Below are 9,034 nucleotides of genomic sequence, written 5' to 3' on the forward strand. Positions count from 1 at the left end.
TCCCCGGGCCAGGAGGCCAAGTGACAACACGTACCGAATTCACCCTCGCGTCCGGCGGGACGCTGGTGGTCGAGAGCGAGGGCACCGGCGCAGGAGTTGCGCCTGCAGGCCGGGGAAGTCTGGAGAGAGCGGGCGCCACGGTGCGGGACTCTCTGCACACCGTGGTCAACACGGCATCCGACGTGATCGAAGCGTTCCGCGCCCTGCCACGCCGCCCTGACGAGATCGAGGTCAGGTTCGGCGTCAAGCTGGACGGTAGCGTCGGCGTGATCCTGGCGGGCGGCTCCGCCGGCGTCCACTTCGATGTGACGCTCCGCTGGTCTCCCGAGAATCCCGCTGGTCAAGCCGACGACGAGGAGTGACCGCAGCTGTCCGGTGCGAGCCGCCTGCCGTGACCTCGCGACTCGCACCGGACAGCGCGCGCCCACGGCGGGCGCCTTGTCCGAGCAGGCGATTCGCGGTCGGGGTGAGCGCCACCGCGGAGTCGGGGGCCTGAGCGGCCGGGGGACGCGTCGTGACGCGATGCCGAGGGGCCCGCACCGGGCGTGTGCGCGGTGCGGGCCCCTCGCTGCTGGGCGGGTGCCGTGGCAGAAGAACTACAGCGGGCGAATGTTCTCGGCCTGCGGGCCCTTCTGGCCCTGCGTGACGTCGAACTCGACCTTCTGGCCCTCGAGCAGCTCACGGAAGCCGTTGGCGTTGATGTTCGAGTAGTGGGCGAAGACGTCAGGGCCGCCACCCTCCTGCTCGATGAAGCCGAAGCCCTTTTCCGAGTTGAACCACTTCACAGTGCCATTAGCCATTAAGAAATCTCCTTCAAGGGGCTGTCCGAAGCGCGCACAGCGCACGCTTCGAGTCGCCGCGGGAAGCACCCACCCGGGAAGAGCCGGGAAACAGAAATGCGCCTGCGAATACATCAGCAGGCGCACACAAAGTTCATGGGAACCACTACTGCAACTAAAACGACTCTAGCAGGCCCAAGCGCGCTGCGGGCGAATATTTCGCCCGCAGTTTCCGGGAGCTGCCCCCGTGATCGTCGAACCTGAGCCACCAGGGGCATCAACACGCCTTGGTAGCAGTCTCGTTGAAACGGCCGCGCGGTGCCGGCGCGAGAGTCCGGAAGGACGATCCCCGCGGGCAGCGCGAGGCCGACCCCCGTCTCGACAGCCCCACGCAAGTGATCATGCCGCGCACGCCGACACCGTTCAGGGGCGCCCCGGACTGCACATGCGGCACCATCGCCCCCCACTCGAACTTGAGTGCGCCGAAATGGCCCGCTCCCGCGATTTCCGGCGCATACTGGAGAGAATGAATGACTTCGCAGCAGCCCGCCGCCCCCTGCCGAACAGCCCCTTCAAGGCCCCGCCCGAGGCGCCCCGGAAGCACTTCGCCGTCGGCGACCGAGTCACCCACGACAGGTACGGCCTCGGCCGGGTCATCGGCGTCGAGGGTGACGGCGACACGGCCGTGCTCGTCGACTTCGGATCGCAGCAGGCACGCATCACCCCGCCGTACCGCACGCTGTACACGCTCTGACCTCGTCCGCGCCGGGGCCCGCTTTGAACGCGGCCGGCTCGTTGAACGGCCGCAGTCGACGGTGGCGTAAAACAGGGTGGCGGACCTGCCTCGAAGTTCGAGACCATCCGGTCATGTCGGATGGCAGGGCAGGACAGGACCTTCCGGTCGGCTTCGGGTTCCGGCCGTATCGCGGCAACGAAGACCACGGCGCCATGGCCGCAGTGCGGCTGGGTTGTGCTGAACAGGATCGAGTCGATGCCCATTCGGTTGTGGAAGGGCTCCCGACAGCGGACGAGATCGCCGAAGCCTCCGCCAAGCTGGAGGAGCCGTCCAAGAACCAGATCCTGGTGGTGCTCGACGGGGTCGTCGTCGGCTACTCGACGATCCGGTGGTGGCAAGAGCGGGACGATACGTGGCTGTACCTGCACCGAGGTCACCTTTTGCCCGAGCATCGCGGTCAGGGCATCGGCTCAGCCATGCTGTGCTGGGCCGAAGATCGGATTCGCCAGCTCGTCAAGCAGCATGGAACGGCGCGGACGGCAGTGGTCGGCGCGAACGCCATGGTCTCTGAGCAGGACGCCACGGCACTTCTGCGCGCAGCCGGCTATCGACGTGTCTTCAGCCTGGTTGAGCTGGAGCTGGGCGATCTGCAGCAGGTGCCCGAGCCGGGCGGCGAACTGCCGGCCGGGATACGGACAGGGCCTGTCGGGACAAGCCATTACCGTGCAGCCTGGAGGATGGTCGTCGATTCGTACGCGGACACCCGCTTCGCTCAGAGATGGCCTTTCCACGACTTCGTCGACACCGCCGATCCGGCATGCTGGAGGGCTGCCTGGAACGGGAACGACATGGTCGGTGTCGCCCTCTGCTCCATCCGTCGCCACGACCCTACGGTGGGCGAGGTGGAAGAGCTGAGTGTCCGGACGGATCAGCGACGCCTCGGAATCGGCCGGGTCCTGCTGCTGGACGGGCTGCGGAGCCTTCGCGAGCAGGGTGCAACGACCGCCCGGCTGTTCACCGGCACGGCAAATCCGCACCGGTCCTACGACCTTTACGAGAGTGTGGGGTTCCGGCGGCAGAACGAGTACGTCCGTTACCGTAAGTCGCTTGCTTGATCGACCCGTCATTGGACTGCCAGGTCAGTCCGCAGTGACCACGGTGTCGCAGTCCCGGAGCGCCCGAGCGATTGCTGCCGATACCGGTCAGGCGCGCGTCATCATCGACCCCGCAGCCGCCCCCGAAGACCCTCGGGGTCAGACGGGAGGCATCAGATCGCTCTCACTGACGGTGTACGTCAGCCGGGGGTAGCGGAAGTGCGTCTCGGTGTTCTCACGACGCCGCAGTCGGTAGAACTCGCGACTCTGCTCGTCGTCGGCCGCCGTGAGGCGCGCACCCTCCGGGAGGTGTGCCTGCCCGTCGTGAAACCGGACGAGGGTCTTCGACGTTCGGAAGGTCACGCCCAACCACTGGTTGTCCGCCGCCGGGACGGGCTTGTCCAGGACGATTCGGTGCCTGAGTCGCCGATTGAGGTCGACGGAGAACGCGACGACGCTGTGGTGGGCGAGGGGGATCGCGAAGCCCTCGCCGTCGGACTCCTTAGATTCGAAGATCAGCTTCCTCGGCGGGCCCGCTCCGGGGTTCTGATAGCAGGAGAAGACGGCGACGAACGACCCGTCGGCCAGATCGAGGGCCTGGTCGGAATGGCTGCCCATGGTCGTGTAGGCGTTCGTGTAGCACTCGATGAGAGCGTTGTTGAGGCCGACCGGAAGAGCCGCACGTTCCTGAACCTGTTGCGCCAGCCGCTCGTGCACCGTCCGGAAGCGCTGCGCCGGGCTGGTGTAGCGAGTGGTGGTGCGGACGAGAGGCACACCACCCGCCTCGTCGATCCTGGCGAGGACGGCACCCCGCCGGCCCTTCCCCACGTCCTCCAGACAGGTCGACGCGGACAGCTCCTCGAAGAGATTCTCCCCGGTCGGCAGGACGCACGAGATGATCTCGTCCGAGGTCTCAGATCCGAGGGGCAAGGTAGTCTCCCGTGTTCATGCTGAAGAGAAGTTCGTCGCCGTAGTCGATGCGGGCCGAGGTCCGGTTCTCCTCGGCGTACAGCCTGCGCAGCTCGTCCATGCCGGCCGGCGTGGGCGGCCCCAGCTCCACCAGGCCTCCGGCTCCCTTGAGGAACGTGTGCCCGTTCCTGTGAACGGCTTCTGCGCTCGAACAGCGCACCACGTATCCCAGGCGGGTCGGGAGCAACTCGGCGTCCAACGACGAGGGCCGGATCTCATGCGTGTACAGGCGGTTGGTGGACAGCGGCATGAAGAACACCGAGCCGGGATAGAGGGTCACGGCGAACTGCGGCGGGAGCGCGACCTCGTCGCGCACCCCGTCGCGCACCTCGGCCGGCTCCTTGAGGCGGAAGTGGAGTCTGGTCAGCCCGCTGACGCCCTTCACACCGTGGTCGAAGGTGTCTTCGGCGAGGGGCTGCAGCCCGTCGAGCCGGTCGTAGAAGGTGCAGAAGGCCATGACGCCGTTGACGGGCATGTCCTTGGTCTTGTCGGCATGGGCCGAGATCCTGGCCTTGGACTGCTTGCGCTCGGCCGTGGCGAGGGTGTTGTGGTAGGTCTGGGCGAGGACGTGGTTCAGCGGCGCCTGGTTCCGGAAGACGGTGGCGGCCTCGCGGTTCAGGGCGTCGACGATCTGCGTGTCGGTCGGGCCGAAGCTCTCGGTCGGCCCGGAGAGATTCGTGGAGCAGCGGAGCAGGCGGAAGTGCAGTTCGTCACCGCTTCGTGTGACGGGCGTCAGATAGATTCCGCTGCGATGGGCCGTTCCGGGCTTGGTGGACTCCGTCAGGGACTGGAACGCGTGCTCCGCGCGGATCCGTCCGAAGTGATCGGCGCCGAGTCCGAAGAACCGGCGGTAGTACACGCCGACACCGTGCACGCGGACGGGTACGCGGCCGAGCTCGACGGTGGTCCACGGCCCGTCGACGTCCTCGTGGTAGCCGTGCGACAGCTCACGGACCACGAACACCCGGTCGGCCTCGTGCAGCTGACGGATGCTGATCCCTGATATGTCGCCGCACAGGTAGACCGTCTTCTGTGCGAGGTCGGACGAACCGGAGGCAAGCTCCTCCGGCGTGATCGTGGATCCGAAGAAGTCCCTGATCAAGTCCTCGTCGTGCAGCGTCGAAGGCGCAACCAGGATGTTGCTCGTATCCTCGATGCCGGCTTCCATCGGCTCTGTCGTGTACATCGAACGGTACCTGCCACTCGCAGATCTTGGTGGATTGCTCGAACCGTCAACATGGCAACGGTCCGTCTCCTTTCGTCTGCGTTTCGCAACGCAGACGAAAGGAGACGGACCGTTGAAACCTGATGCTCTCACGGGGCCCGACAGTGGGCAACGACGTTCCGCTGTGCGGTGGGGCTTCAGCCGATCGCGATGACGGGGTGTTCGGCAGGGTCGATCCAGCGCATGGTCCGGCTCATGAAGGCAGCTGGGACGGCGACGCAGCCGGCGGTGGGGTCCGCCTGGGGCGACAGGTCGTGGAGGAAGATCCCGGCACCGCGGCCTCTGACGACCGGGGAGGAGTTGAAGTCGATCACCAGGACGTTGTCGTACTGGCCGGGGTAGTTGATGAGGTGTTCGCTCCCGAGGATGCCCTCCTCGGTGAGGTGGAAGCCGCCCTCGGTGTCGGTCCGCATGCGGTTGTAGTGGACGGAGGACGGGTCCTGGACCCACCAGTCGTGCGTGGTGACGTGGTGGTAGGGCATCCGCGTGCCCGGGTCGGGAGCGATGCCGAAGGCCTGGGTGATGGTGTACGTGCCGGTGGGCGTGGTCCCGGTGCCCTGGACGCGGGTGCGGCCGTCGTGGAGGCCGCCGGACCCGATTCGCGCCTCGGTGGTGGAGGCGAGCACCCGCCAGGCACCGTCCTGCCGGGCCCACAGGGTCACGGTGGCGTGCGTGCCCGAGGCCTTGACCGTGATCGCCTGCTCGGCCCGGTCGACGGCCACCGGTACCGGGAACGGGCCCGCGTCGGTCCACGCCCGGTGGGCGGGGGCGGCGCCGGTCACCGTGACGGCGACGCCGAGTGCGGCGGCCGCCGTCACGCAACGGCGTACCGAGCTGCGGCCGGCGAGAGGAGATGTCCGGGAGTCGGCCACGGATGGTCCCTTCCGAGGTGGACGACGGGGCGACGGGATGACCTGTCGAAGCCGTGTGCGGCAATCGAAGTCTGGGGTTCCGTCCGCCCGAAGCCCGGGACCGACTCGCCGGAAGGGCCACGCCGCGCGCCGTTGTCTCTGGGCCGAAGACTGCCCGACCTTCGCGCCGCGCCCCGGCCGGGTGGGGCCCGGCCGGGGCGCGGCGCATGGGCGGGTGCGCCCGGACCCCGGTCCGGGCGCACCCGCCCATGCATGTCCTGGCCCGTGTCGCCCGACTACGCCGAAGCCTCGGCCCCTGCGCTGGGGGCGAACCCGCTCCCCTGCTCGGCGAACACCTTGATCGCGGCGCCCAGGAAGTCCACCAGCCCGGGGTGGTAGGAATCGTGGAACGCCCTCATGGCCTCGTCCTCGGCGTAGAAGAGCGACATGCCGACGTAAGCCTCCCTGGAGGGGGTGTAGAACCGGCAGGCGATGTCGAAGTGGCTGCGGACGAGCTCCTGGACCTGCTGGTCACCGGGCAGGGAGCCGCCGTCCAGGAGAGCTGTGATCTCCCGGTACAGGACGTCCCAGTCCTGATGGACCCGCTCCCTGTCCACATGTTCCCAGTCGTTGGTCCCGGCAAGGCTCTTCGCCTGCTCCTCGGCCAACGACCGGCGACACTCGTCCTCGTAACTGTTCCCCACGGCACCGCTTCCCATTGCTTCGTCACCTCCCCGGTGGATCCCCGAGAGGCCGCCGACATGTCGGCATCGACCGGCCGCCCATGATCAACTGCCGGTCCAGACCGAACGGTGACACACAGCCACCGGGTCGGCAAACCATTTCTCGGACGCTCGTCGGCGATGCCACGGCTACCACCGGCGGCGCGGGGGTGCGGGGTTGAGCCTGGCGGTGAGCGCCGCGAGGAAGGTCGGGAGCTTGTCCACCATGGACTTGGGGACCGGGGTGGTCTGGACGGTGTCCCGCGCCACGTCCTGGACGACGAGGGTGTACGTGCCGTTCTCCTCGACGAGTTCGGCGGCGTAGAGCAGTGTTTCCGTGGAGGTCTGCATCGGGGTCCTGTCAGGGTCCTAGGCTTGGGTGTCGTTGAGCCAGGCGTTCCACGCCTTGGTGCTCTGCTGTTCGTCGGTGTCCTCGCCGAACAGGTGGTGCGCCAGCCAGATCGGCGTGTTCCAGGTGCTGCCGTTGAAGAACCGGTAGAGCGCGTCCGGGCCGCGCAGGCCGACGAAGTCGGGGCTGAGCCAGTCCACGACCACCTCCTCCGGTCCGCCGCCCGGGCCGGGGACGTCGAGCGGGAGGCGGTCACCGACGGCCGCGTCCTCGGTGAGTCCGAGGCGTCGGCGCAGGGCGGCGAAGTCGGCCGGGTCGCCGGTGGGTTCGGGGCGCACGGCCTTGACGTAGACGGCCGGGCGGCCGGCGAAGTGGCGCAGGTACTCGGCGAGGCTGTGCTGGTAGAGGTCGACGTGCTTCTCGGCCGCGTCCGCCTTCCTGTCCCAGACCTCGTCCCAGACGCCCTCGTGCACCCAGTGGATTCCCATCCGCAGGTGGCTCGCTCCACCGTCCACCGGCTCGATCCGGTAGCTGAGCGTGTTGGAGAACTCGTCGCCCAGGGTCGCCCGGGCCGCGAAGTGGCTCGGCGGCTCCCACGCCACGACGGTGCTCTCGGCCCGGGTGACCTTTCCGCCGACGCGCGGCTCGACCTCCATGGGGTACAGCCAGCCGAGGTTGCCGGCGCCGGTGGCGACCGCGGCCCAGACCTGTTCGGGTGACGCGGGCAGGTCCTGTTCCCGCCGGACCTCGAACTCTCGGGTCATCTCGGTTCTCCTTCGTCGTCGTTCATCCGGGTCGTCCGGGTCATCGGAGTCATCGGGTTCATCGGGTGTCAGTAGGTGACCGGGAGAGCACAGAGCCGCCGTTGCAGCGGGTTCGGCCGCCAGTCCAGCAGCGCCCCGTCGGCCAGCCGCAGCCCGGGCAGCCGGCGCACCAGCGTGCCGACGGCCACCTCCGCCTCCAGCTTGGCCAGCGGGCCGCCGAGGCAGAAGTGCGGGCCGTTGCCGAAGCTCAGGTGCCGGTTGCCGGGGCGGGTCAGGTCGAGCCGGTCGGGGTCCTCGAAGCGCTCCGGGTCGCGGTTGGTCGCGCCGAGGAACAGGTAGACCAGCTCGCCCTCGCGCAGCGTGCGACCGTCGATCTCCAGGTCCTCCGCGACGACCCGGACGATCGCCTGGGTCACCGTGTCGTACCGGGCCAGCTCCTCGACGGCGCCGCGGATCAGCCCCGGGTCCCGGCGCAGCCGGGCCAGCTGGTCGGGGTGGCGCAGCAGGGCCAGCACGCCGTTGCCGATCAGGTGGGTGGTGGTCTCGTCGCCGGCGGTGATCAGGACGAAGCAGGTGGACAGCAGTTCGGAGTCGGTGAGCCGGTCGTCCTGCGCCTGGGTGGCGACCAGGGCGCTGATCAGGTCGTCGCCCGGGTCGGCCCGGCGGCGCCGGATGAGGCGGGAGAGGTACTCCTCGTACTGTCCGATCGCCTCCTCGGACTTGTCGAGGTCCTCGCTCAGCCGGCCGAAGCGGCTGAACCAGGTCTCGACCTGCGGGCGGTCCTCCGGCGGGATGCCGAAGAGCTCGCAGACGACGGACATCGGCAGCGGGGCGGCGACCGCCTCGATCAGGTCCACGGCCGGCCCGGCCTGGACGGCCCGGTCGATCAGCTGGTCGACGATCCGCTGGATGCCGTCGCGCAGGGCCTCGACGCGTCGGGCGGTGAAGGCGCGGTTGGCCAGCTTGCGCAGCCGGGCGTGCTCCGGCGGGTCGGTGTTGGACATCACCCGGCCGAGCCGGTCGGTGAGCCGGCTGAAGGCCTTCAGGTCGCCGCCGAGCGCGACGTAGGCGCGGGTCATCCGGTCCCGGTCGTTGGACAGCCGCAGGTCGCCGAGGGCGGCCTCGACGTCGGCGTACCGGGTGAGGTACCAGATGCCCTGGGCGCTGCGGTGCACCGGGCTCTCGCGCCGCATGCGGGCGTAGAGCGGGTACGGGTCGCGCCGGGCCTCGGGGGTGAGCAGGTCCGCGGCGAGGTCGCCGGGCCGGGCGGGGCCCGCGGTGCCGCGGGCCCCGTCCAGCGTGTCGGTGGAGGTCACGTCGACCGCGCTACCGCTGCGCGTCCATGGCGTCGGCGAGGCTCCTGGGCCGCATGTCGGTCCAGGACCGCTCGACGTACTCCAGGCAGGCGGCCTGGGTGTCCGGGCCGTGGGTGACGGTCCAGCCGGCGGGGACGTCCGCGAACTGCGGCCAGAGCGAGTGCTGGTTCTCCTCGTTCACGAGCACGAGGAAGGTGCCGTCCTGGTCGTCGAAGGGGTTGGTCATGGG

The 9,034-nt window shown here is 69.0% G+C and carries 12 protein-coding genes; 3 read left to right on the plus strand and 9 right to left on the minus strand.

The features are described 5' to 3' along the window. The first annotated feature begins 20 nt into the window (after positions 1–20). The gene (locus ACIPSC_RS06720; protein WP_400823696.1) at positions 21–362 is read left to right on the plus strand and encodes a CU044_2847 family protein; all 342 of its coding nucleotides are present in this window, start codon (positions 21–23) and stop codon (positions 360–362) included. Between the two features lie 234 nt (positions 363–596). Here the strand turns inward: ACIPSC_RS06720 and ACIPSC_RS06725 are convergent, their stop codons facing one another. Beyond that, positions 597–800 (minus strand): cold-shock protein, encoded by a 204-nt coding sequence (locus ACIPSC_RS06725; RefSeq protein WP_045694210.1) that lies wholly within the window; start codon positions 798–800, stop codon positions 597–599. 505 nt (positions 801–1,305) lie between these two features. Here ACIPSC_RS06725 and ACIPSC_RS06730 point away from each other — a divergent pair. Together ACIPSC_RS06730 and ACIPSC_RS06735 are read left to right on the plus strand one after the other, a co-directional pair. Further along, positions 1,306–1,533, plus strand: a complete 228-nt coding sequence (locus ACIPSC_RS06730; RefSeq protein WP_400823698.1) for a hypothetical protein — start codon at positions 1,306–1,308, stop codon at positions 1,531–1,533. Between the two features lie 113 nt (positions 1,534–1,646). Then, the gene (locus ACIPSC_RS06735) at positions 1,647–2,630 is read left to right on the plus strand and encodes a GNAT family N-acetyltransferase (protein WP_400823699.1); all 984 of its coding nucleotides are present in this window, start codon (positions 1,647–1,649) and stop codon (positions 2,628–2,630) included. A gap of 138 nt (positions 2,631–2,768) precedes the next feature. Here the strand turns inward: ACIPSC_RS06735 and ACIPSC_RS06740 are convergent, their stop codons facing one another. The 8 genes from ACIPSC_RS06740 to ACIPSC_RS06775 form a co-directional block, all read right to left on the minus strand. Beyond that, entirely contained in the window at positions 2,769–3,539 is a 771-nt protein-coding gene (locus ACIPSC_RS06740; RefSeq protein WP_400823700.1) for a hypothetical protein, read from the minus strand. After that, positions 3,523–4,764, minus strand: a complete 1,242-nt coding sequence (locus tag ACIPSC_RS06745; RefSeq protein WP_400823701.1) for a hypothetical protein — start codon at positions 4,762–4,764, stop codon at positions 3,523–3,525. Before ACIPSC_RS06745 ends, ACIPSC_RS06740 begins: the two co-directional genes overlap by 17 nt. Before the next feature lie 176 nt (positions 4,765–4,940). Next, a complete protein-coding gene (locus tag ACIPSC_RS06750; protein ID WP_400823702.1) occupies positions 4,941–5,675 on the minus strand; it encodes a L,D-transpeptidase family protein in 735 nt (244 codons plus the stop codon). A 275-nt stretch (positions 5,676–5,950) separates the two neighbouring features. Next, a complete protein-coding gene (locus ACIPSC_RS06755; protein ID WP_400823704.1) occupies positions 5,951–6,373 on the minus strand; it encodes a TipAS antibiotic-recognition domain-containing protein in 423 nt (140 codons plus the stop codon). 153 nt (positions 6,374–6,526) lie between these two features. Continuing rightward, positions 6,527–6,727 carry a hypothetical protein gene (locus tag ACIPSC_RS06760; RefSeq protein WP_400823705.1) on the minus strand — a complete coding sequence of 67 codons (201 nt, stop codon included), beginning with the start codon at positions 6,725–6,727 and terminating at the stop codon, positions 6,527–6,529. Between the two features lie 18 nt (positions 6,728–6,745). Further along, the gene (locus ACIPSC_RS06765) at positions 6,746–7,489 is read right to left on the minus strand and encodes an SRPBCC domain-containing protein (protein WP_400823707.1); all 744 of its coding nucleotides are present in this window, start codon (positions 7,487–7,489) and stop codon (positions 6,746–6,748) included. A gap of 68 nt (positions 7,490–7,557) precedes the next feature. Next, a complete protein-coding gene (locus ACIPSC_RS06770) occupies positions 7,558–8,805 on the minus strand; it encodes a cytochrome P450 (protein WP_400823709.1) in 1,248 nt (415 codons plus the stop codon). Positions 8,806–8,815: 10 nt separating this feature from the next. Next, on the minus strand, positions 8,816–9,031 hold the full coding sequence (locus ACIPSC_RS06775) for an MbtH family protein (protein ID WP_400823711.1): 216 nt from the start codon (positions 9,029–9,031) through the stop codon (positions 8,816–8,818). Positions 9,032–9,034: the final 3 nt, after the last annotated feature.

It is taken from the genome of Kitasatospora sp. NPDC090091 (assembly GCF_044747365.1).
Classification (GTDB): domain Bacteria; phylum Actinomycetota; class Actinomycetes; order Streptomycetales; family Streptomycetaceae; genus Kitasatospora.

Coding starts and splice junctions, on each gene's coding strand:
- ACIPSC_RS06755 (WP_400823704.1), bottom strand. CDS start 6,373: ATGGGAAGCGGTGCCGTGGGGAACAGTTACGAGGACGAGTGTCGCCGG.
- ACIPSC_RS06735 (WP_400823699.1), top strand. CDS start 1,647: ATGTCGGATGGCAGGGCAGGACAGGACCTTCCGGTCGGCTTCGGGTTC.
- ACIPSC_RS06725 (WP_045694210.1), bottom strand. CDS start 800: ATGGCTAATGGCACTGTGAAGTGGTTCAACTCGGAAAAGGGCTTCGGC.
- ACIPSC_RS06730 (WP_400823698.1), top strand. CDS start 1,306: ATGAATGACTTCGCAGCAGCCCGCCGCCCCCTGCCGAACAGCCCCTTC.
- ACIPSC_RS06765 (WP_400823707.1), bottom strand. CDS start 7,489: ATGACCCGAGAGTTCGAGGTCCGGCGGGAACAGGACCTGCCCGCGTCA.
- ACIPSC_RS06775 (WP_400823711.1), bottom strand. CDS start 9,031: ATGACCAACCCCTTCGACGACCAGGACGGCACCTTCCTCGTGCTCGTG.
- ACIPSC_RS06760 (WP_400823705.1), bottom strand. CDS start 6,727: ATGCAGACCTCCACGGAAACACTGCTCTACGCCGCCGAACTCGTCGAG.
- ACIPSC_RS06745 (WP_400823701.1), bottom strand. CDS start 4,764: ATGTACACGACAGAGCCGATGGAAGCCGGCATCGAGGATACGAGCAAC.